Consider the following 22347-nt stretch of genomic DNA (forward strand, 5'->3'; position numbering starts at 1 on the left):
GGTGCGCGAGGCCGAGTGCGGGGGCGCCGGCTGCCGACGACAACGCCGCTGGGGGTCCCCGCCGGGGGAAGCCGCGCGTCTCCGGCACGGGCCGGGCCGCCCGACAGGCCCCAGGGCCTTGAGGAGGGTGCGTCCAGGGCTTGAGGGGGGCGCGGCACGCTGGCGCGGCCGGCCGCCGAGACGCCGGTGGCGGCTCCCGTGCTGCCTGCGGTCCCCGTTTCCAGGAGGCGATCCACGATGCGGCTCGGTGTGAATCTGATGGCCCACAGCGCGGCGACCATGGCCCCGGAGGCGGAGCGGCTGGGCTACTCCACCGCCCTCGCGCCGGAGGGCCTGCACGACGCGGTGAGTGTGCTGGGCCTGGCGGCCGGCCGTACCGAACGCCTGACGCTGATGTCCGGGGTGTGCCAGATCCCGGCCCGGCAACCGGTGTTGGCCGCGATGACGGCCGCCACGCTCGCCAAACTCTCCGACGGCCGGTTCCGACTCGGCCTCGGGATCTCCAACGAGCACACCACCCGAAACTGGTACGGCGCCCCGTTCGGCCGCCCGCTGGCCCGCACCCGCGAGTACGTGACCGTCGTACGCACCGCCCTGCGCGGTGACGAAGTGCGGTACCGGGGTGAGCACTTCGCGCTGCCGCTCGGCGAGGAGTCCGCCGGGTTCCGGCTGGCGTCCGGCGGGGTGGAGGTGCCGTTGGACCTGGCCGCCGTGGGACCCCGGAACCTGCGGCTGGCCGGGGAGATCGCCGACGGCTGGCTCGGGGTGTTCTGCTCGCCCGAGCAACTGGCCGTGGCGGTGCCGGAGTTGGCGGCAGGGCGGCAGCTGGCCGGGCGGACGATGGACGGCTTCGAGGTCACGCTGACGCTGCCGCTGGCTCTCGGTGACGACGTGGCGACGCTGGCCCGGCCGATCCGCGGGTACGTCGCCCGGTTCCTGAGTCTGGGCCACCGGCGCGCCAACTACTACTACCGGCTGGCCGAGTCGATGGGCTACGGGACGGAGGCCGCCCGCGTCCAGGACCTGTACACCGCCGGCGACCCGGCCGCCGCCGCGGCAGCCGTACCGCTCGAGTTCATCGAGGCGACCGCGCTGATCGGCCCCGCCGAACGGATCGCCGACCGCCTGAAGGCATACGCGGCGGCGGGCGCCACCACCCTGTGCGTGGGCTCGGTCGCCCCGACGATCGACGCACAGGTGGCGATGCTCGGGGAGGCGATGGACGTGCTGCGGTCGATGGGGGTCTGACCGGTTCAGGCGCGGGCGAGCAGGTGCTCGGGCCGCCGATCCCGGGGGAGCGGCGGCCCGGCCGGTTGTCAGTCCCTGTCGCGCGCCAGCACCCGGTCGACCGCCGCGCCCAGCGCCCCGTCGGGGTCCGGCAGTGCCGTCGTCGCCCGCCATGCCACGAAGCCGTCGGGGCGGATCAGGACCGCGCCGCTCTCCGTGACGTCCAGAGCCTCGTGCCAGGAACCCTCGTGCTCGGTCACGTCGTCGCCCACGCGTACGACATCCAGCTCGTCGCCCAGCGCGAGCGCCGCCTCGTGCCACTCGTCCGCCTTCGCTCCGGCCATGAGCAGCGGCCGGCGTTCCACCAGCGCGAGCGTGGACACCGTACGGCTGCCGGTGCCGTCGCCCGTGGTCAGCCATACGTGCGGAAGCCGGGTGCCGGGTTCACCGGAGAGGGTGCTCGGGTCGGCGAACTCCGTTGTTTCGGGCGGGAGTTCGGTGCCCTGAACCGTCTTCGAGCCGTACCGGTAGCCGAACATGACGCTCAGTGTGTCCGCGACGACCGGCGCTCCCTCTCGCGGGGGACCCCCCGCCCGCGCCGCCAGCCGCAGCACCGCCTGGCGCATCGTCGCCAGCCCGACCGGCTTGCGTTCGGCGTCGTAGGAGTCCAGCAGCGCCCCGCCCGCCCGGCCGTCGAGCACCGCGGCCAGTTTCCACGCCAGGTTGTGCGCGTCCTGGATGCCGGTGTTCGCGCCATAGCCGCCGACCGGCGGGATGACGTGGGCGGCGTCCCCGGCGAGGAACACCCGTCCTTCCGCGTACCGTTCGGCGACCAACGCGGCCATCTCCCAGGGCAGCGTGCTGAGTACGGTGACCGGCAGACCGGGCACCCCCACGGCGGTCCGCACCAACTCCGTGCAGCGCTCCGGGGTGTAGCTCTCGAACGGGTCGGCGGCCGGGTCGTGCGTCACGATCAGCGTGCCGCGCCGAAGCGTGTCGTCGTGACCCAGCACCCCGTCCACCAGCGGATTCGCGATCCGGCAGACGGCGAAGCGGCGCCCGTTCAACGGCCCCTCCAGCTCCGCCCCGAAGACGATGCTGATCTGGTGCCGCAACGTCCCGCGCCCGTGCCGGGCGATGCCCAGGCCTTCGCGTACGGGACTGTGGGCGCCGTCGGCCGCGATGACGTACCGGGCGCGGAGGCGCTGTTCGGTGCCGGTCTCCCGGGTGCGGACGGTGGCCGTGACGCCCTCGGCGTCCTGGGTGAGTCCGGTCAGCTCGGTCCCGAAGCGCAGGTCGCCGCCGAGCTGTTCGGCGCGGCGCAGCAGGATCGGTTCGATGCGGTCCTGGCTCAGGGAGAGGATGCGGGCGATCGGGCTGATGCCGCTGACGTCCTCCGGCTCGGGGATACGTGTGACGGACAGTTCCCGGCCGGTCAGCGACTCGACCTTGCCGTTGAGGTTGTGGCCGGCGAAACCGGCGGCCTCGGTCAGCAGTTCGCCGGTCACGCCCACGGTGTCGAACAGCTCCAGCGTGCGCGGGTACAGACCCCACGCCCGGGGGTGGACGGAGGTGCCGGCATGCCGTTCCACCAGGACGTTGTCCACGCCGTGCCAGGACAGGAACAGTGACGCGGACAGACCGACCAGGCCGCCGCCGACGACCAGGACGGGTGTGGTGCCGTCGAGCATGTCGGACCCCTTCCGGGAGTGCCGGGCCCCGGACTGGGGCCCGTGGTCCCGGCGAGCCTGGCAGGGCGGCATGCAGGATCACTCGAACCGCGATCGAAGCACCCCGAACCCGAACGGCCTTACCTCACGCTGAAGTTGGCCATCATCCCCATGTCCTCGTGCTCCAGGTTGTGGCAGTGGAAGACATAGCGGCCCTTGTAGCCGGTGAAGCGGGCGATGACCTCGATCTCCTTGCCGGACTGCATGTCCACCGTGTCCTTCCAGCCCGCGTCCCACCGCCCCGGCTCGTTGCCGTTGCGGCTGAGGACCTGGAAGTGGGCGAGGTGGAGATGGATCGGGTGGTCGGCGTCGCCGTCGAACCGCCAGATCTCCGTCGCGCCCAACTCAGGGTCGGCCTGGTCCTCCTCGGGGTCGTACATCGCCCCGTTGATGTCCCAGCCCTCGTCGCTGCGCTGGTTGAAGTGGAACTTGCGGGTCACGGTGGCCGCCGACCGGCTGAGCGGTTCGAAGTCCACGAGCCTGCTGGGCACCGTGCTGTCGTCGGCGGCCCTGCGCACCACATGGAACTGCATGACCTTGCCGGCGTCGCCGTCGCCCAGCGTGTTGAGCATGCTGACCTTGGTGCCGACGGGGAACTGCGAGAAGTCGACGACGACGTCGAAGCGTTCGGCCTCGGACATCCGGATCTCGTCGTGCCCGATCGGCCGTCCGAGCAGCCCGGAGTCACTGCCGACCTGTACGAAGGCGGGCCCGGACTGCGGGCCGGGGTCCAGGGAGAGCTGGTAGCGACGCGCGTTCGACGCGTTGAGCAGCCGGAAGCGGTAGCGGGCGGCGTCGACTTCGAGGACCGGCCAGGGCGCGCCGTTGACCAGGATGACATCGCCGAGTACGCCCTTCATGTACTCCTGCGTCACCCCGTGCTCGCCGGTGAGACTGGGGTCGATGGAGGGGTAGGCGAAGGCGCCCGACTCGGTGAAGGAGCGGTCGCAGATCATCAGCGGGATGTCTCGGTCGCCCTTGGGCAGCGGCAGGTTGTCCTCCTCCTCGTCGTGGACGAGGTGGAAGCCGGCCAGCCCCTTGTAGACCTGCGGGCCGGTGAAGTCCATCCGGTGGTCGTGGTACCAGAGGGTCGCCGCGGGCTGGGCGAGCGGATACTCGTACGCGCGGCTGCCCTGCGAGGTGTTGCCGCCGTGCATGGTGTGACCGCTCCAGCCGCCGTCGGGCAGGATCAGGTCGGTCGGGAAGCCGTCGTGCTCGGCCGGGGTCTTCGCGCCGTGCAGATGGACGGCGACCGGCACCTCCAGCTGGTTGGTGTGCCGTACGACGATCTTCCGCTCGCTGCGGGTGGCCAGGGTCGGGCCCGGAAAGAGGCCGTTGTAACCCCAGATCTCCGTCTTGAGACCCGGGAGGATCTCCACCTGGGCGGGCTTCTGGACGATGTCGTAGTAGTCGACGCCGCCTTCGCTTCTGGACGGCTTCAGTACGGGCGGCACCGGCAGCGGCACCTTGAAGAGGGTGGGCACCTTGGCGTCGCTCTTGCGTAACGCCCCTGTGCTCCCCTCGTCCTGGCAGCCGCTCAGGACGGACGCGACGGGCAGCGCCACGGCGGCGCCTCCGGCGAGCCGCAGCAGCTTCCGGCGGGTCAGGGACATCCCAGGCTCCTCACTGACAGTGGGGGAGCGGTCGCCGGTGCATGCGGTTCGTGCGTACCCGACGCGGTGCCAACCCCCATTCGACGCCAGGCAGTCTACATGTAGCACATCTACTTATTGGGGTGATTGGGTGTGACGGGTGCTTTGCGTGGGGCGCCTGTCCCGTCGTACGTCGTGTCGCGCGCCCCCTCCCGCGCCCCCGCGAGCCGCCCCTTCAGTGACCCGCCCCGCACCGTCAGTGCCACCCCCACCACCAGCCCCACCAGGGACAGCACCAGGTAGTACAGCGGCTCCGGCACGACATCGGCGAGCCGCGCCAACTGGCCGCCAGAGGCCGCCCCGACGGCCGCGAACAGCCAGAACAGGCCCAGCATCCGGCCCGTGAAACCGGGCGGCGCGACCTCCGCCGCCAGGCTCAGCCCGATCGGCGCGACGGCCAACTCCCCGCAGACGAGCAGGAGATAGACGGCGATCAGCCACAGCGGCGACACCGCCCCGGAACTCGCCGCGGACGCCGCCGCTGCCATCACCACGAACGCCCCGCCGCCCAGCAGCAGGCCCGCCGCGAACTTGGCCGGCGCACCCGCCCGGCGCCCGAGCCGCAGCCACAGCCCCGCCGCGATCGGCGAGAGCAGCAGCAGGAACAGTGGCTGCACGGACTGGAACCAGCTGGCCGGTACCGTCCAGCCGCCGACCACCCGGTCCACCGAGTCCCGCGCGAAGAGGTTGAGCAGTGCCGGCCCCTGCGCGAACAGCAGCCAGAACCCGGACGACGCCAGCAGCATCCACCGCAGTGCCCGCAACCGCCCCCGCTCGGCCGGACCGATCTCGGGGGCGCGCAGCAGCGCCCGGAAGTACAGCACCGGCGTGGTCAGCACGGCCAGCCCAGCCAGCATCAACACCTGCCGCAGACCCAGTACGTCCGTCACCGCGCCGGTGAGCACAAGCAGCGCGGGCAGAGCGCCGTACAGGCCGGTCCGGCGCAGCACCGGCCGCAACTCGCCCGCCGGCAGCGGACGTTCCGGCCGTGCGCCCACCTCGCCGAACCCCGACCACCCCACCGCGTAGCAGATCACCCCGACCACCATCCCCAGCGCGGCGGCGCCGAAACCGAGGTGCCAGTGGACGGTCTCCCCGAGGAAACCGGTGATCAGCGGCGCGAGCAGCGCGCTGACCTGGATGCTCATGTAGAAGAGGGAGAAGGCGGCCTCCCGGCGCTCGGGCTGCCCGCCGTACATCCGCCCGACCATCGAGGCCATCCCCGGTTTGACGAGACCGCTGCCCGCCACCACCAGGCCGAGCCCCGGATACAGCCAGCCGTCGGCGGGCACCGCGAGCAGCAGATGGCCGGCCGTGATGAGCAGCCCGCCGTAGAGCGTGGCCCGGCGGGCGCCGAAGACACGGTCGGTCAGCCAGCCGCCGGGCAGCGCCGACATGAAGACGAGCGACATGTACAGGCCGGACAGCGCGGCGGCGTCACCCTCGGTCATCCCGAGGCCGCCGTCGTGCGGATCGGCCACGAGATACAGGTAGAGGATCGCCAGCATGCCGTAGAAGCTGAACCGCTCCCACAGATCGACGACGAAGAGGGTGCCGAACCAGCGGGGCTGGCCCAGGAATCCGGTACGCCCGCTCATCGCGTGTCTCCTGGGTCCCCGGTGCTCTCCGGCCGCCCCAGCACCTCCACCACCGCGCACGACCACGAGAACCCGGCGCCCACACCCGCGAGCAGACACAGCTGCCCCGGCGCCAGCGCCCCGGAGTCGGCCAGCCGGCCGAAACCCGCGAGCTGGTCCCCGGCGCCCAGATGACCGACGCTCCGGCCCCACGACCAGGTCGTCCGCTCCACGTCGATACCCAGCGGCCGCAGGAAATGGGCGTCCAGGCGGGGCCGGCCCAGATGCGGCAGCACGTACCAGTCCACGTCCGCCTGTGCCACGCCCGCCTCCGCCAGGCACCGTTTGAGGGTCTCCCGCTGGCCGGTGTCGATCCGGCTGAGCACCGTGTCGAGGCCCGCCCCGGCCACGAAGTCCCGGCGCGGCGGCTCCAGATCCATGGGCTGCCGGACGGCGAAGGGCGCCGCACCGAACGGGTCGTCGCCCCGGTGCATCGCCTCCAGACCAGGGTCGGCATACGTCACCAGGGCGCGCAGCCGGGCGAAGCCGCCCCGCCGGGACAACACCAGCGCGGTGCCGCCGTCGCCGTACGGGGTGCCCGCGTCGCTGCGCCACCGGTCGACGCCCGGCGGGCAGAAGCGGTCCCCGGTGGTGAGCAGCGCCGCCGCCCGGTCCGGCGCGCCCCGCAGCCAGCCCGTCGCCAACTCCAGTGCCGCCATACCACCGTTGGACATCTGCCGGACCTCGATCGCCGGGCAGGTGGAGCCGCCGAGGGCGACCCGCTGGACGTAGGAGGCGGGCGCCCACATGTCGTGGCCCTGGTAGTAGGTGGTGGCGTGCAGCAGAAGGTCGATGTCGGCGGGGGAGGCCCCGGCCTGTCGTAGCGCCGCCCGGGCCGCCCGCGCCGCCATCTCCGGGCCCGAGTCCCCGGGGGAGACCCGGACCGCCTCGACCTCGGTACGCCACAGCGCCCGCCGCCGGCACAGGCCCGCCGCCTCCGCCTCCGCGACGGTCACCGCCGGAGGCAGCCAGCGGCCGGTGCCGGCGATGTAGAGATCGGCGACGCTCACGTGGGCGCCTCCACGAAGGCCGCGGTGACCTCGTACACCTCGAAGAACCGTTCCCGGTCGCGGTCCTGGTAGGGGCGCAGCGGTGAGGTGGACGGGCGGTGGCTCGCCGTCTCCTCCCAGGACTTGAAGGCGGCCAGGCTCTCCCACTCGCTCATCACGACGAGCCGTCCGGGGTCTTCGGCCGCCCGCAGCAGCTCGTTGCCGAGCAGCCCCGGTGTGCCCGCGAGTTCCCGGCTGATCAGCTCGTACGCCCGTGCCACCGCCCCCGGGTCGTCGACGGGGGCCCGGTGCCAGATCAGCACCCGGGCCCGTGCGGTCATCGGGCGGCCCCCGAGGGCGAGTTGACGGGTCCGGAGGGCGTGGGCGGCAGGAAGTGCACACCGCGCATGATGTGCATCGAGCCGCCGCGCCGGTACGGGTGCAGCTTCGTACGGTGCTCCACATGGGCGTCGCTGTGCTCGAACTCCCGGAAGCGCGGCTCGTCGGCCCAGTCGCTGATGACGTAGTACACCGACTCCTCGTCGGCCGAACGCATCAGCCACTGGCCCAGGTTGGCCGGGTGCCCGGTGATGACGCTGCCGATGGACAGCCAGGTCGCCTCGAAGTCGCTCTCCATGCCCGGGTTGATCTCGAACCGGAGGAGCACACGGAAGAGTTCGCCGGTGTCGGCCATGGCGGTCAGATCCCTCCGTCGACGGGGATGGCGGCGCCGGTCACATACCGGGACTGCTCGCTGACGAGGAACAGCACCACGTCGGCCACCTCGTCCGGCGCGCCCAGCCGGCCCAGCGAGGTCAGCGCCCGGTAGCGGGTCTGCATCGCCTCGTACTGCTCGCGCGGGAGTTCGGCCGCGGCCTCCGTCTCGATGACCCCCGGGTCGACCATGTTGACCCGGATACCGCGTCCGCCCAGCTCCTTGCAGAGCGTGCGCGTCAGACCGATCAGGCCCGACTTCGCGGCGGTGTAGTGCGCCCGCATCGGCAGCCCGACCGTTGCCACCCGGGAGCCGATGTTCACGATCGACGCGCCCTCCCCGAGGAGCGGCAGCGCCCCCTGCGTCACCAGGAACGCGCCGGTGAGATGGGTGTCGAGGACCCGGTGCCAGTCCTCCTCGGACAGCTTGTCGAAGGGGACGTGGCTGATGACGCCCGCGTTGTTGACCAACCCGTGCAGCGAGCCGAACCGGGTGCGCACCTCGTCGAACAGCGCGCGCACCTGCGCGGGGTCGGACACGTCCGCGCGGATCAGGCGGTGCTCGCCGGGCGTCTCCTTGAGCTCGCGGGCCAGCGACTCGGCGGCCTCGCCCTCCGTCCGGTAGCAGGTCACGACGTTGGCGCCGGCCCGGGCCAGGGTGAGCACGGTGGCCCGCCCGATCCCACGGGTGCCGCCGGTCACCAGGATGTTCCTGCCGACGAGTTGATCGGTCATCGCTCCTCCAGGGTCTGCGCGGGGGCGGCCTGCGCGGCGGCGGCCTCGATCCGTTCCTTGATGTGTGCCATCTGCACGGCGCTGTTGTCGGTGAGGTGCCTGGCCATCGCCTCGTCGCCGAACGGCATCTCGTCCTTGACGTGGAACTCCTGGACCCAGCGCATCTCGCAGGCGCCGTCCGTCTCGCGGTAGTCCCAGAAGATCCGCATGAAGGCGAAGGGCCCGGTCTCCACGCGGTGCGCCCGCACGGTCCGCGAGGCCGGGTCGGCGGTGCGCACCGACACCCAGCTCCACACCTTGCCGTCCTCGTCCGGGTGCATGGTGAGCCTGAACCTGACGGTGTCCCCGTCCCGCTCCAGCACCTCGACACCGGCGTACTCGGTGAACAACCCGGTCCACGACGCCAGGTCGTTGGTCATGTCCCAGACCAGGTCGAGCGGCGCCGCGATCAGCACCGAGCACTCGGTGCGCGTGCCCGTACTCATGAGGCGACGGCCTCGTTGAGCCGTCCGCTGACGTACTCCGCCAGCCTGCCCGGCGTCGTCAGGTCCGCGACCGCCTCCTCCGGGACACTCGTCCCGTACTCCTTCTCGATCTTGCCGACGATCTCCAGCAGGGCCAGCGAGTCGTAGCCGAGGTCGGTGAACTCGGTGGCCGCGATGTCGGAGTCCAGATCGACGGAGTCGTCCACGCCCACGGCCGCACGCATCACGCGCCGCAGGTCGTCCAAGGTGAAGTCCTGCACGAATTCCTCCAGTTGGGACAGTTCCGGATGGATGGGGTGGTGCCGTTCAGGCAGCCGGGGCGCGGACCACCAGGGCCGAGTTGAAGCCGCCGTGGCCCCGGGCCAGCACGAGTGCGGTGCGGACCCGCGCGGGGCGGGGGTGGCCACAGACCAGGTCGAGGCCGTAAGCCGCGGCGGGCTCGGCGACGTTGGCGGTGGGCGGGATGACGCCGTCCCGGATCGACAGCAGGGCCGCGACGACATCGAGGGCGCCGGCACCCGCGTACAGCCGCCCGGTCATCGACTTCGGCGCGGTCACCGGCACCCCGCGCGCCCCGAACACACCGGTGATCGCCGCCGACTCCGTCCGGTCGAGGTCCGGGACCCCGTAGGCGTCGGCGAACACGACGTCCACCGCGTCCGGGGTCAACCCGGCGTCGTCCAGGGCCCCTTCGATGGCCGTACGGAGGGTCGGCGGGCGTCCGCTCCCGGGCGCCGGGTCGAAGGTGGCCGCGTACCCGGCAATCTCGCCGTACCGCTGCCCGGCCCCGCGCTCGGCCGCCTTCCCGCCCTCCTCGACGATCAGGATGGCGCCGCCCTCCCCGGGCACATAGCCGCAGGCGTCGGCGTCGAAGGGCAGATAGGCGCGCGCCGGGTCGTCGCGCCGGCTCAGATGCCCGGGAAGCTGGGCCACCAGGCCCGCCGGGGACATCGCGGACTCCGTGCCGCCCGCCATCACCATCCGGTGCCCCTGACGCAGCAGACGGCGGGCCTGCCCGAGGGCGTCGAGCCCGCCCGCCTGCTCGCTGACCACGACCCCGCACTGCCCGCGCAACCCGTGCCGGATCGACAACTGGCCCGTCGTGGCCGCGAAGAACCAGGCGATCGACATATAGGCGCCGACATCGGACGGCGAGCCGCTCCACAGGTTCTGCAGTTCCCGCTGCCCGAACTCCACGCCCCCGGTCGCGTTCGCGGTGACCACGCCCAGCTCGTACTCGGGCAGCTCGGCCGGTACGATCCCGGCGTCCGCGAGCGCCATCTCTCCGGCGACCAGGGCCAGATGACTCATCGTCGACGTCTCGACCAGCAGCCTGCTCGGCAGCCGCTCGGCCGGGTCGAACGCGGACAGCTCACCGGCGAGCGTCACCGGGTACGAGGACGGGTCGAACCGCTCGATCCGGTCGATCCCGCTCTTGCAGTCCAGCGTCGCCGACCAGTAGGCCTCGGTGTCCATGCCGTTGGGGGCCATCACGCCCAGCCCCGTCACAACGGCCGTGCCGCTCCCACCAGTACTCATGCGGGCACCGCCTCGGGGTCGGCCACCACGATCGCGCTCTGGAACCCGCCGAAGCCGCTGCCCACGGACAGCGCCACGTCCGTGCGGTGATGACGGGCCGTCACCGGTACGTAGTCCAGGTCGCATTCGGGGTCGGAGGTGGTCAGGTTGGCGGTCGGCGGGACCACGTCGTGCTCGATGGCCAGCGCGCACGCGGCGATCTCGATCGACCCGATGGCGCCCAGCGAGTGCCCCACCATCGACTTGATGGAGCTCATCGGCACCCGGTACGCGTGCGCGCCCAGCGTCGACTTCACGGCCGCCGTCTCGTGCCGGTCGTTCTGCTTGGTGCCCGAGCCGTGGGCGTTGACGTAGTCGACGTCGTCCGGGTTGAGACGGGCCTCGTCCAGGGCCACCCGGATCGCCTCGGCCATCTCCCGGCCGTCCGGCTTCAGCCCCGTCATGTGGTAGCCGTTGGCCCGGCCGCCGTACCCGGCGATCTCGCAGTACACGTGCGCCCCCCGCCGGCGCGCGGAATCCAGCGACTCCAGGACGAAGAACGCGGCCCCCTCCCCGAGGACCAGCCCCCGCCGGTCGGCGGCGAAGGGCCGGCAGGCCGACTCGGGGTGGTCGTTGTAGGTCGAGGTGGCCTTGATGGCGTCGAAACAGGCCAGCGTTATCGGGGAGATGGGGGCGTCGGTCGAGCCCGCGATCACGATGTCGGCGCTGCCCTCGCGCAGGATCGCGGTCGCGTACCCGAGCGCGTCGATGCCCGAGGTACAGCCCGAGGAGACCACCGCCGCCGGACCCTCGGCCCCGCACGCCCACGCCACCTCCCGCGCCAGCGAACTGGGCGCGAAGTAGTCGTAGAGGTGCGGCACCGCGTACTCGTGGTCGACGAGCCACTTGCGCCCGCCGTCGCTCACCACCCGGTACTCCTGTTCCAGGCCCGTCGTGCAGCCGACCGCGTTGCCGACGGTGACGGCGGTGCGCGCCGGGTTCAGCTTCCCTGGTGCGAGGCCCGAGTCGAGCAGTGCCTCCCGGGTGGCGAACACGGCCATCTGGGCGGCCCGGTCCATCCGCCGGATCTCCTGCGGGCTCAGCCCGCGCTCCTCGGGGTCGAAGTCGGCCTCGGCGGCGACCTGGCAGCGGAAGGCGGCCGGGTCGAAGGAGGTGATCCGGCGGGTGGCGGTACGCCCGGCCGTCAGCATCGACCAGAACGCCTCACGTCCGACGCCCCCGGGGGCGACGACACCGATCCCGGTGACGGCCACCCGGATCGGGCCCGGTCGCTGCGCGCTCATCGGACGCCGCCGACCGGGGGCGCCGGCTCGTCGGACCGGCCGGGCAGGAACTCCGTGTCCACATGGCCGAGTTCGGGGCGCGGAGCCAGCGGGGCCAGATGGAAGATCACCTGCGCCCGCTCGTCCCCCTCGTTGACCATGCGGTGCTTGACGCCCTTCGGCACCATGACGGAGTCGTGCGCCTCCAGGTCGACCAGCTCCTCGCCGATCCGGATGCGCAGCCGCCCGCCCACGACGTACACGAACTCCTCGGAGTACGGGTGGAGGTGCTCGCACACGTACTCCCCGGGCTCCAGGGTGAGCGAGCCCCCGAACCCCGACGTCGACCCGACGGTGCGCGGGCTGAGCAGGATACGGACGTCGCCGCCGCGCCGCCGGTTCGGCGCCACGTCGGCCGGGCCGACCTTGCGCACAGGGGTGCTGGTCACACTGTTCTCCTCGTCGCCGGGGACGCCGGCACCGACGGCGCTCACCGGTCGGGCGTCCATGTGTAGAAGGCCTCGGCCATGGCGTCCTTGGGCTCCTGCCAGTCGGGGTCGTACGGCGTCATGAACTTCGCGAGCTTGGTGTGGATGTCCTGGTACAGCGGGTGGCTGCGGGCCCGGTAGAGGTTCTCGGTGATCTCCTGCTCGGCCTCCACGAGCTGGAAGTACAGCCCGTGGAACCGGAACAGGGTGCGGCGCGAAACGCCGACCATGTACGGCAGTTCGGTCGCGTCCGACTCGGCCCACACCTTGGCCACCGCCTCGGTGTCCTCGGGTTTCATCCGCGCGACGATGAGTGTCCTGTGCACGTTCGGTGCCTCCTCGTTGTGATCCTTCGGCCGGCGGTCTTCGGCCGGTGGCCCTTCAGTCGGTGAGCCTGAACCGGCCCACCCGCACCCGGGTCCCGGCCAGCACCAGCTCCTCGCGGGTCGGCGGCCGGTCCCGGGGCAGCCCCACACGCAGCGCGGCCACCGCCTTCGGTCCCTGCCGGGCCGCCAACTCGCCGAGCAGATCGGCGACTTCCTCCGCCCGCTCGACGACCGTGGGCTTCGCCGAGCGCCAACGGCCCTTCAACCGCAGCCGAACGGGCGATCCGCCCCGCAGGCTGACCGGCCAACTCGTCCCGACACTCGTCGCGATGACCTCGTCGGTGCCGTCACCGCCGTCCCAGACGCGATAGGCGACCGGAATCCGGTAACGGGTCCCGGTCCGGCGGCCGGTGTACTCCAGGAGCATCAGCCGCCGCCCCATCAGCGCGCCCAGCGGGGACAGCAGCAGCGGCCGGACGATCCGGTTGGCGGCCCGCGCCACGGCGATCGGCGGGGGCTTCCAGTCGTCCGGCGCGTCGCGGACGTCGCTCACGTCAGGGTCACCAGCTTGTAGAAGCCGTCCAGCGCACGGGAGTGGCCGGTGGTGGTGCTGGTGATCCACGACGACAGCAGGTAGCCGCCGGGGGCCAGCGACGTGGTCAGCAGCGCGGAACGGTTGGGGGAGAGCGGCGGCAGCCCTACCGGTCCGCCGATCAGCGGGTACGACGGCGGCTGGGTGCCGCCCCGGAGCGCCTCGAAGAACGCGTCGATGCCGGCGGCCGTGGTGCCCGGCCGGACGGGGATCAGCACGGCCTCGTTCAGCAGCCCGGACCGGTTCACCACGTAGTGCGTACCGGCGGCCTTGAGCCGACCGCCGGGTACGTCGAACCCGGTCGGCGTGTGCGCGAAGCAGTCCACGGCGTCCGGCGGCGAGCCGCTCGCCGGTCCCTTCACGGTCAGGGTGTGCGCGACCGGGTGCACATCGGTGCCGTCGAAGTCGTAGGCGACCAGGTGGTACGTGCCGGGCGTCAGGATCTGCGTGAAGGCCACCCCGGTCCCGGGCTGTACGACACCCCCGCCCAGGTTCACCGCGCCCGCCTCCACGGCGGCCTCAGCGGCGGCGGCCTCGGCCGGAGTGGCGGCCTTGCTCAGCGTGTTGAGGTCGGCCAGGTACTTCGCGACCGGCACCCGCAGCTTGACCAGCGGAAGCGCGAGCCCGCCCGCGGTGGCGGTGCCGACGTTGAACGTCACCGGCCCGCTGGGTACCGCGGCGGGCGCGGTGATGGTGTCCGGCGCGACGGAGACGTCGTAGGCGGTGGCCGGCCGCGCGGTGGCGGCCTGCGCCCCGGACGCCGCGGCCGGCAGCGCACCGAACAGCGCACCGGCGGTCACACCCGCACCGAGCAGCATGCGGCGCCGGGAGAGGGACAGGGAGTCGGGGGAGGGGACTTGAGCTCGGGAGAACACGGGCGTGGGCCTCCTTAAATAGGCAACTCTTCGCGCTGGAAAGCAAGTTGGTGGAGCGCGGAACAGCCGGGCGCCGTTACGCCGTCCCCTTGTGGCCCACCACCAGCGTGTCCGCCGCCGTCAGCGGCACCGTCTCGGTCCGGGAGAACCCCGCCTCGGTCAGCCATCGGCGGCAGTCGGCGCCCGTGTACTCGGAGCCGCCCGCGGTGACGAGCTGCATGTTGAGGCTCAGAAGCAGGTTCTTGGGGTCGCGGCGGACGTCGTCGATGAGGGCGTCGTAGATCAGCACCGCACCGCCCTCGGGCAGCGCGTCGTACGCCTTGCGGAGCAGGGCCAGACGCTGGTCGTCGTCCCAGTCGTGCAGGACGTGTCCGAAGATCAGGACGTCGGCGGTGGGCAGCGGCCCGGTGAAGAAGTCGCCGGCGTGGAAGTGCAGCCGGCTGGCGAGACCCAGCCGGGCCACGTGCTCGTCGAAGAACGGCTCCACCGGAGGCAGGTCGAAGCTGCCGCCCCGCAGCTGCGGATGGGCCTTGACGATCGCCGCCGCGAGGTTGCCGCGCGCTCCCCCGACATCGATGAACGACGTACGGCCGCTCCAGTCGAACTCCTTCGCGAGCGCCGGTCCGACGAGCGCGTTGGCGCCGTCCATGGCGACCATGAAGCCGCGTACCGCCTCCGGCTTGGCGTAGAACTCGTCGAAGTGCTTGGGTCCCTTGGTCTGCGGCGCGCCCGTGCGCAACAGGTCGGTGAGCTGTGCCCAGAGGTTGAACTGCCAGTTCAGCATCTTCAGGAAGCCGCCCCGGTAGGGGAGTTTGCCCTCGTCGAGGTAGAGGTCGGCGGCCGGGCTGTTGCGGTAGGTCTCCCCGTCCCGCTCCAGCACACCGAGGCCGACCAGGGCGTCCAGGAAGTCCCGGGTGGCGCGCGGGTGCAGGGAGAGGCGCTCACGGATCTCCGGCTCGGTCGCCGGCTCCTTCGCGAGCAGCGTGAACAGCCCCAGTTCGATGGCGCTGAGCAGCGTCTTGGAGGCCCAGTAGCTCTGGCCGAGCTCCAGGACCTCGGCGGCGTCGGGGGTGCCGGGTGCGATGGGCGTTTCGGGCATGCGAACTCCTTCTGCGAGAAAAGGGTGTTGGTGAGCCGGTGATGACGAACGGGTACAGGGGTGTCGGCTCAGAGTTCGAGTCGGACCCGGTACTGGTCCAGCCACGCGTTGAGCTGGAAGAGCATCTCCACGTGCGTGCGGGCCACCCAGGCGCGCGGACCGGTGACCAGCGCCTCGGGGTCCTCGGCGAACGCCCGTGCCGCGGCCGTGTCGATCAGTGCCGCCGCCGGCGCCTGCGGGTCGGACGACAGCCGGAGCAGTTCGTCGCACAGGGCGCGGGCGTAGGCCACGTCCTGGGTGACGGGGTAGGGCGACTTGCGGCGCTGGAGGATCGACTCGGGCAGGACGTCGGCGAGCGCGGCGCGCAGCAGGCTCTTCTCGCGCCCGTCGAAACCCTTCATCGACCAGGGCGCGTTGAACACGTACTCCACCAGCCGGTGGTCGCAGTACGGCAGTCGCAGTGCCAGCCCCAGTGACTGGGCGACGGACTCGCTGTGCGGCAGCAGGGTCTCCAGCCAGTTGGTGACGTTGAGATACCAGATCTCCCGCATCCGGCGCTCCTCGTCCGACTGCCCGGCCACGTGCGGAACGCGGGTCATCGCGTCCTGGTAGCGGTCGGCGCAGTAGCCGGGCACGTCGAGCTTGGCGAGCAGTCCGGCGTCGAGCAGATCGGTGCCCATGCCGTGCTTTCCGCCGCTCCAGTTCGCCATCGCCGTCCACGGGAACGTCCTGGCCTGCAGCAGCGGAGGCATCGACATCCACATCGTGCCGCCGAAGATCCCGTCGGCCGCGTCGCCGAGCACGGCCACGTCGGCGTGTTCGCGGATCGCCCGGAACAGCACGTACAGCGAGGTGTTCATGTTGCCCAGCGGGCTCGGTACGTCCTTCGCGCGCAGGGCGTTGGCCTTGACGACCGGGTCGAGCAGGTCCTCCGTACCGAGCACCACGTCGGTGTGGTCGGCGCCGACCCGTTCGACCAGCTCCCGGGCGAACGGCGCGTCGGGCGTGGACCACACCTCGTCCGCCTGGAACTCCCCCTCCTGCCGGAACGAGGCGGTGAAGGTCCGCAGCGGCGGCGCCCCGCGCTCACCGAGCGTCCGGGCGGCGAGCGCGGTGATCCCACTGGAGTCCAGCCCGCCGGACAGCATCATGCACAGCGGTACGTCCGCGTCGAGCTGCTCGGCGACGGCACGCTCCAGCAGTTCACGCACCGTACGGACGGTCGTGTCGAGGCTGTCGGTGTGCTCACGGGCCTCCAGCGCCCAGTACCGGTGCTCGCGCACCCCGTCGCGGGTCACCCGGACGAAGTGGCCGGGGCGGATCTGGTGGATGCCCCGGAAGACCCCGTGGCCGGGCGTACCGGCGTACGACAGGATCTCCCGCAGGCCGTCCATGTCGACGACCGGCTCGACCAGCGGATGGGCGAGGATCGCCTTGCGTTCCGAGCCGAAGACCACCCCGTGCTCGGTGGGCCGGTAGAACATCGGCTTGTTGCCCAACCGGTCGCGGGCCAGCAGCAGCTCCTCGGCGCGGTGGTCCCAGACGGCGAGCGCGAACACACCGACGAACCGCGACACACAGTCGGTGCCCCAGCGCAGATGGGCGGCGAGAACGACCTCGGCCTGCCCGCCGTCCCGGAACGGATGCCCGTACGACGCCAACTCGCGGCGCAACTCAGCCGTGTTGTAGATCTCGCCGTCGACCGCGGCAACGGCCACCGTCTCGCCGTCCGCGACGAAGGCGAAGGGCTCGGGCAGCGCGTCCGCGTCCATGAGGACCTGCCGGCGGTGTCCGAGCACCGCGTGTTCCGAGGCCCACAGCCCCTCTCCGTCGGGGCCTCGGCAGGCCATGGTCGCGGTCATCGCGCGGACGGTGGCCCGTTCGCGCGTCAGGTCGCGACGGTGGTCGACCCAGCCGGCGATACCAGACATGTGGGGCCCTCCTCGGTTGATGGCGTGACCGGTTGCGACAGGCTGTCCCGCACTCCTCGCGGGGTTCTGAAGCGCCGGTGGAGCCATCACCGACGTTCGTGACCGCTGTCCTGTCATCGAGCCCGCCTCGAACCGGAGTTGAGGCCGCACCGGCACTGTCCAGCGACGACTGGGCCAACGGGCCCGCTCGGGGACCGAGGGGAAGGTGAGGGGTTCATGATCGAGCTGCTGAGCACGGCCGCCGTCATCGGCAGCGGCATCGTGGCGGGCGTGTTCTTCGCCGTGGCGGTCAGCGTGCTGCCCGCCGTGCAGACACTGCCGGCCGACCGGTACGTCGACCTGCACCGCAAACTCGGCGAGGGCTACCACCCGGTGATGCCGCTGGTGGTCACGGCGGGTGTGCTCGCCGACGCCGTCCTGCTGTTCGTCGCGTCCGGGGCCGCCGCCCGGACCCTGTTCGGGGTGGCGCTGCTCGCCCTGGTCGGCGTCCAGTTGGTGTCCCAGTTCGGGAACGTGCCGATCAACAAACGGGTGCACGCCCTGGATCCGGGCGCCATTCCGGCCGACTGGCAGGACCCGCGCGAGCCCTGGCGCGCCTGGCACCGGCTGCGCACCGCGTTCGCGCTGACCGCGCTGGCCTGCAACGCCCTCGCCGTGGCGCTGCTGCGGTGAGCGCTCCGGAGAAGGCCCCGGCGGCGCCGGCCGAGGAGACCGCGTCGACCGTACGGCATCCCCTGCGCGCCCTGGCCGTGGTCCTGCTGGCCACCTTCATGAACCAGTTCGACATCACCGGCGTCAATGTCGCGATCCCCGAGATCCAGCGCGACCTGGGCGCCGGAGAGGCCGCCGCCCAGTGGGTGCTGGCCGGATACGCGCTGCCGTTCGCCCTGCTCCTGGTCACCGGCGGGCGCCTGGGTGACCTCGCCGGACGCCGGCGCGTCTTCCTGGCCGGCACCGTCGGCTTCACCCTTGCCTCGGCTCTCGCCGGAGCGGCCGGCACCGTATCGACGCTGGTGCTGGCCAGGGTTTTCCAGGGTGCCTCGGCCGCCATGATGGGACCCCAAGTCCTCGCCGTACTCCAGGTGTTGGTGCCGCCCGCGCGCCGGGGACCGGCCATGGGCCTGTACGCGGGCGTCGTCGGCCTCGCCACCGTCGGCGGACCGATCCTGGGCGGCGCACTGGTCCAGGCCGACCTGTTCGGCTGGGGCTGGCGCGCCCTGTTCCTCGTCAACCTGCCGATCGGACTCCTGGCCGTGGTCGGCGCCCTGCGCTACCTGGGCGAGTCCCGCGCCCCCGACGGCCGCCGCCTCGACCTCACCGGCGTCCTCCTCGCAGCCGTCACCCTGCTGCTGTTCCTGTGCCCCCTCACCTACGGCCGCGAACTGGGCTGGCCCTGGTGGGCCTGGGCGGCGCTGGCCGCCTCCGCTCCGGCCCTCTGGTTCCTCATCGCCCACCAGCGGCGCCGCGAACGGACGGGCGGCGCCCCGCTGATCGCGCTGCACCTGTTCTCCGGGCGGGTGTTCAGCGCCGGAGTCGCCACCACCTTCAACCTGGCCGCGCTGATGACCGGCTTCTTCTTCGTCTTCGTCCTCTTCCTCCAGCAGGGCCTGGACTTCGGACCGGCGCGTGCCGGACAGAGCCTGCTGCCGTGGGCGCTGGGCACCGCCGTCGCCTCCTTCCTGGCGATCCCGCTGGCCCGCAGACACGGCCGCCGGGTGCTTGTGGCGGGCGCCGCGATCGCGGTGGCGGGCCTGGGGCTGCTCACGGTCACTGTCGTGGCGGTGGGCCGGGACCTGTCGGGGGCGACGGCGGCGCCCGGCCTTCTCCTCTTCGGCATCGGTGTCGGCCTGGTCAGCACTCCCGTCCTCAACGTCACGCTGAGCGGGGTCGCGCACGCCGACGCGGGCTCGGCGTCCGGGGTGTTCTCGACGTTCCGGCAGGCGGGTGCGGCGGTCGGCGTGGCGGTCACCGGCGGTGTCTACTACGCCGTGCTCGGCGACGGCGCGAACGCCGGCCCCGCCGACTACGAGCACGCCGTCGTCCTCACCCTGCTCCTCCAACTGGCCGTCGCCCTGGTCACGTCGGCCCTGGTCTTCCTGCTCCCGAAGGAGAGCGGCACCCAGGAAGCAGCCCGGCAGGAGAAGTGAACGGGCACAGCAGGGCGCCCCGGCTGCCGACCCGCAGCCGGGGCGCCCACCGGAACGGCCGTCAGCCCGTCGCGGGCGTACGGCGCCGCAGCCGCCGTACGCCCCGGGAGACAGCCGTGACGAGGCCGACGAGGATGATGCCGCCCCACAGCATGTCGGGCACGTTCACCCCCACGGGGATCGCGCACAACAGGAACAGCGCGGCGAGATTCCAGGTCCGCCGCTCCGGACCGGGCGCGGCGCGCAACGCCCGCACCGCCAGACAGACCACCGGAAGTACCAGCACGAGGGCGAGCCAGGCGGGTACCTCGAACTCGCCCACAGCGTCCTCCACGGGGCGGATGAACGACATCAGCTCGACCACCCAGAAGACCAGGAAGTACGCCCCGGTCACCACGGCGGACACGACCCACCACACCCGCCACCCGCCACCGGGGGAGGTCCGGAACGCCAGCTCCGCCCGGTCGGCGATGTTGAACGGCGTGTACAGCCGGTGCCGGCGTCCCGTCACCAGCGCGGGCAGCGCGGTGACTTCGGCCCCCGCGTACCCCAGCGCCGGGCAGAGCACGAACCCCAGCAGTGTGTACAGCCCGAGCCCGTCGTGCAGCGACGACGGACCGATGCCCATCGGATAGATCAGCGTCGGCACCAGGAACATCGCGGTACCGGTCCAGGGGCTCATCCGGTCGAGTACGCCCGACAGCAGCCGGTACGCCACCACGTACACGACCGCGACCAGCACGCAGCACAGCACGGTCCGCAGGAAGTAGGCCCCGTCGAACCGGGCGTCGCGGTCCACCCGGTACCAGACCGCCACGGCCGCGAACAGCGCCCGCAGCGCCCGCCCGGCGGGCGGCATGTCGAGGCCGACGGTGACCCGGCGGGCCTCGGTCGGGGTGGCTCCGGCCGGTTGATCGGCTGCCCGTACTTCGCTTGTCATCGCACACACCTCCGGGTGCGGAAACGGACGGTAACGGAAGGCACTTGGTGGTGGCGTCTCACAGCAGCACGCCGATCGCCGTGCCGTTGACGGCGAGGGCGACGAGGGTGAAGGAGGCGCGCACCAGGTTCCAGTTGCGCCACCGGACCCGGCGGTGCAGCAGCCGGTCGAAGTCGGGCGGCAGGGCTTCCGGGTCGAGAGTCTTGAGCCACTTGTTGATCGGCACGTTACGGGTCAGCGACACGTACACCGTCGCCGCGAGCAGCAGCACGGCCACCGCGTACAGCGCCTGTGCGGCGGCCCGGGACGCGGTCAGGGCGAGCGCGAGGTTCGTCGCCAGCGCGACCAGGATGCAGATCGGCATGAAGGGGTCGAACCGGGTCACCAGCAGTTGGTGCAGGGCGACATAGCGCTGCGGCGGCAGGGTCAGCAGCAGGGGCGCGCCGAGTACGGCGATCATCATGCCCCCTGCCGCCATACCGCCCGTGATCGCGGCCACCGGCACGAGAACGTGCGTCAACCAGTCCCAGTCCATGGCGTGTTGCCCTCCGTCCGCGGTCCACACGGGAACGGCCGTCCATGGGCGCCCCGCGTCGAGCGGCCAGCGTCGAGCGGCCGTCTCAAGCACGCGCGGAGGATGACTGGAGGGGCCCGAGAGCCCCGCCCGGACCCAGGTCCAGAGGGTCTCCACGGCGTCTCCACGGGTTTTCGAGCGGCGCCGCACACGCTGCTTCCGCCCGAGCCCTGGAGGTGTGAGCGCTGTGGAAACCAACCGAGCGGCCCCGTACTTGCTGCTGTGGTCGGCGGCGGACGAAGCCCGCGAGAACCGCCGACGGCACGCCCTGCGCCGGTATGTGACCCTGGACGACGCGAGTGACCGGCTGCCGCGCGCGGCCCGGCTCTCGGCCGGCCGCCGGGGCACCGGCCCACTGCGCGGCGCCGTCGTGGCCGCCGACGCCGACGAGGCGGTACGGGCACTGGAGGCGCCCCCGGACCGGACCCCCGCCCGCCACCGCCCCGTCGCGCTTCTCTTCCCCGGCCAGGGAACCCAGCACCTCGGCATGGCCACGGGCCTCTACGGTTACGAGCCGCTGTTCACGGATGCCCTCGACCAGGTCTTCGCGGTGTTCGGCCCCGAAGGTGCCCGCCTCCGTGCGGAGTGGCTGTCCGGCGACCCGGACATCCCGCTCGACGACGCGACCAGGGCCCAGCCGCTGCTGTTCGGCGTCGGCTACGCGCTCGGGCGGATGGTGCTCGGCTGGGGCGTCGTCCCGGCCGCGCTGCTCGGGCACAGCGTGGGGGAGCTGGTGGCCGCCACGATCGCCGGAGTGTTCACGCTCCCGGACGCGGTACGGGTGCTGCGCGACCGGATCGACGCGGCCGTCGCGACCGGACCCGGCGGCATGCTCGCGGTGGCCGCGCCGGCGGCGGAACTGACCGGATATCTGCCACTCGGCGGCAAGGTGGCGGTGGCCGCGGTGAACGCGCCGCGCCAGACCCTCCTGGCCGGCCCCGACCCCCAACTGCGCGAGGTCGAGGAGAAGCTGCGGGCCGACGGCATCACCTGCCGCCGGGCCGCCGCCCGCCAGGCCTTCCACAGCCCGGTGATGGACCGCGCGGCCGAACGGGCCCGCCCCCTGATCGCGGCGGTACGCCCCGGCGCCCCCGCCTGGCCGCTCTACTCGGCCTACACCGGCGGCCTCCTGGAGGCCGGCCGGGCGACCCAATCAATCTTCTGGGCCCGTCAGCTGGCGGACCCGGTCCTGTTCTGGCCAGCCCTGGACGCCCTGTTGACCAGTGGCGACCACCTGCTGATCGAGGCGGGCCCCGGCCAGGGCCTGTCCGCCCTCGCCCGCCAGCACCGCACCCTGCGCACCGGCACGAGCACGGCGGTCCCCCTGCTCCCGGCCCGCCCGGGCCCTCCGGCCGAGGATCGCCGCGCTCTCCTGACGGCGGTGGCGTGCCTCTGGCTGGAGGGC

At 72.3% G+C, this 22347-nt stretch carries 23 protein-coding genes; 4 read left to right on the plus strand and 19 right to left on the minus strand.

Annotated elements, in window-relative coordinates; all coding sequences use genetic code 11:
- The first annotated feature begins 237 nt into the window (after positions 1 to 237).
- Positions 238 to 1248 (plus strand): LLM class flavin-dependent oxidoreductase, encoded by a 1011-nt coding sequence (locus RB628_RS11270; protein ID WP_318320202.1) that lies wholly within the window; start codon positions 238 to 240, stop codon positions 1246 to 1248.
- Positions 1249 to 1316: 68 nt separating this feature from the next.
- On the opposite strand, the gene RB628_RS11275 is transcribed toward RB628_RS11270, so the two are convergent.
- From RB628_RS11275 to asnB, 17 genes are all read right to left on the minus strand, one after another.
- Positions 1317 to 2918, minus strand: coding sequence for an FAD-dependent monooxygenase (locus RB628_RS11275; protein WP_318320203.1), 1602 nt, complete (start codon positions 2916 to 2918; stop codon positions 1317 to 1319).
- 119 nt (positions 2919 to 3037) lie between these two features.
- Complete coding sequence (locus tag RB628_RS11280; protein WP_318320204.1) at positions 3038 to 4570, minus strand: multicopper oxidase family protein; 1533 nt, start codon at positions 4568 to 4570, stop codon at positions 3038 to 3040.
- A gap of 110 nt (positions 4571 to 4680) precedes the next feature.
- Positions 4681 to 6207: an oligopeptide:H+ symporter gene (locus RB628_RS11285; protein WP_318320205.1), complete on the minus strand. Its 1527-nt coding sequence runs from the start codon at positions 6205 to 6207 to the stop codon at positions 4681 to 4683.
- Entirely contained in the window at positions 6204 to 7256 is a 1053-nt protein-coding gene (locus RB628_RS11290) for a ketoacyl-ACP synthase III family protein (RefSeq protein ID WP_318320206.1), read from the minus strand. Before RB628_RS11290 ends, RB628_RS11285 begins: the two co-directional genes overlap by 4 nt.
- On the minus strand, positions 7253 to 7576 hold the full coding sequence (locus RB628_RS11295) for an antibiotic biosynthesis monooxygenase (protein ID WP_318320207.1): 324 nt from the start codon (positions 7574 to 7576) through the stop codon (positions 7253 to 7255). Before RB628_RS11295 ends, RB628_RS11290 begins: the two co-directional genes overlap by 4 nt.
- Complete coding sequence (locus RB628_RS11300; protein WP_318320208.1) at positions 7573 to 7929, minus strand: antibiotic biosynthesis monooxygenase family protein; 357 nt, start codon at positions 7927 to 7929, stop codon at positions 7573 to 7575. The genes RB628_RS11295 and RB628_RS11300 overlap by 4 nt, the downstream gene beginning before the upstream one ends.
- A 5-nt stretch (positions 7930 to 7934) precedes the next feature.
- Positions 7935 to 8684: an SDR family NAD(P)-dependent oxidoreductase gene (locus RB628_RS11305; RefSeq protein ID WP_318320209.1), complete on the minus strand. Its 750-nt coding sequence runs from the start codon at positions 8682 to 8684 to the stop codon at positions 7935 to 7937.
- Positions 8681 to 9169 (minus strand): SRPBCC family protein, encoded by a 489-nt coding sequence (locus RB628_RS11310; protein WP_318320210.1) that lies wholly within the window; start codon positions 9167 to 9169, stop codon positions 8681 to 8683. Before RB628_RS11310 ends, RB628_RS11305 begins: the two co-directional genes overlap by 4 nt.
- Positions 9166 to 9429, minus strand: coding sequence for an acyl carrier protein (locus RB628_RS11315; protein WP_318320211.1), 264 nt, complete (start codon positions 9427 to 9429; stop codon positions 9166 to 9168). Before RB628_RS11315 ends, RB628_RS11310 begins: the two co-directional genes overlap by 4 nt.
- A gap of 46 nt (positions 9430 to 9475) precedes the next feature.
- Positions 9476 to 10708: a ketosynthase chain-length factor gene (locus tag RB628_RS11320; RefSeq protein WP_318320212.1), complete on the minus strand. Its 1233-nt coding sequence runs from the start codon at positions 10706 to 10708 to the stop codon at positions 9476 to 9478.
- Positions 10705 to 11991, minus strand: a complete 1287-nt coding sequence (locus RB628_RS11325; RefSeq protein ID WP_318320213.1) for a beta-ketoacyl-[acyl-carrier-protein] synthase family protein — start codon at positions 11989 to 11991, stop codon at positions 10705 to 10707. The genes RB628_RS11320 and RB628_RS11325 overlap by 4 nt, the downstream gene beginning before the upstream one ends.
- Positions 11988 to 12419: a cupin domain-containing protein gene (locus RB628_RS11330; protein WP_318320214.1), complete on the minus strand. Its 432-nt coding sequence runs from the start codon at positions 12417 to 12419 to the stop codon at positions 11988 to 11990. Before RB628_RS11330 ends, RB628_RS11325 begins: the two co-directional genes overlap by 4 nt.
- A 41-nt stretch (positions 12420 to 12460) precedes the next feature.
- Positions 12461 to 12784 (minus strand): TcmI family type II polyketide cyclase, encoded by a 324-nt coding sequence (locus RB628_RS11335; RefSeq protein WP_318320215.1) that lies wholly within the window; start codon positions 12782 to 12784, stop codon positions 12461 to 12463.
- A 55-nt stretch (positions 12785 to 12839) separates the two neighbouring features.
- Complete coding sequence (locus tag RB628_RS11340) at positions 12840 to 13337, minus strand: hypothetical protein (protein ID WP_318320216.1); 498 nt, start codon at positions 13335 to 13337, stop codon at positions 12840 to 12842.
- The gene (locus tag RB628_RS11345; RefSeq protein ID WP_318320217.1) at positions 13334 to 14251 is read right to left on the minus strand and encodes a hypothetical protein; all 918 of its coding nucleotides are present in this window, start codon (positions 14249 to 14251) and stop codon (positions 13334 to 13336) included. Before RB628_RS11345 ends, RB628_RS11340 begins: the two co-directional genes overlap by 4 nt.
- 76 nt (positions 14252 to 14327) lie before the next feature.
- A complete protein-coding gene (locus tag RB628_RS11350; protein WP_318320218.1) occupies positions 14328 to 15350 on the minus strand; it encodes a methyltransferase in 1023 nt (340 codons plus the stop codon).
- A 68-nt stretch (positions 15351 to 15418) separates the two neighbouring features.
- Positions 15419 to 17281, minus strand: coding sequence for an asparagine synthase (glutamine-hydrolyzing) (gene asnB / locus RB628_RS11355; protein WP_318320219.1), 1863 nt, complete (start codon positions 17279 to 17281; stop codon positions 15419 to 15421).
- Between the two features lie 216 nt (positions 17282 to 17497).
- Here asnB and RB628_RS11360 point away from each other — a divergent pair, with 216 nt between their 5' ends.
- Together RB628_RS11360 and RB628_RS11365 are read left to right on the plus strand one after the other, a co-directional pair.
- On the plus strand, positions 17498 to 17953 hold the full coding sequence (locus RB628_RS11360; RefSeq protein ID WP_318320220.1) for a DUF1772 domain-containing protein: 456 nt from the start codon (positions 17498 to 17500) through the stop codon (positions 17951 to 17953).
- Positions 17950 to 19428, plus strand: a complete 1479-nt coding sequence (locus tag RB628_RS11365; RefSeq protein ID WP_318320221.1) for an MFS transporter — start codon at positions 17950 to 17952, stop codon at positions 19426 to 19428. Before RB628_RS11360 ends, RB628_RS11365 begins: the two co-directional genes overlap by 4 nt.
- Positions 19429 to 19489: 61 nt before the next feature.
- Here RB628_RS11365 and RB628_RS11370 read toward each other — a convergent pair whose 3' ends face one another.
- Complete coding sequence (locus RB628_RS11370) at positions 19490 to 20368, minus strand: DUF6410 domain-containing protein (protein ID WP_318320222.1); 879 nt, start codon at positions 20366 to 20368, stop codon at positions 19490 to 19492.
- Between the two features lie 58 nt (positions 20369 to 20426).
- On the minus strand, positions 20427 to 20996 hold the full coding sequence (locus RB628_RS11375; protein ID WP_318320223.1) for a DUF1772 domain-containing protein: 570 nt from the start codon (positions 20994 to 20996) through the stop codon (positions 20427 to 20429).
- Positions 20997 to 21129: 133 nt separating this feature from the next.
- Here RB628_RS11375 and RB628_RS11380 point away from each other — a divergent pair.
- A partial coding sequence (locus RB628_RS11380; RefSeq protein WP_318320224.1) for an acyltransferase domain-containing protein occupies positions 21130 to 22347 on the plus strand: 1218 nt, incomplete at its 3' end.

Origin of the sequence: Streptomyces sp. ADMS (assembly GCF_033441795.1) — a bacterium.
Lineage (GTDB): Bacteria > Actinomycetota > Actinomycetes > Streptomycetales > Streptomycetaceae > Streptomyces.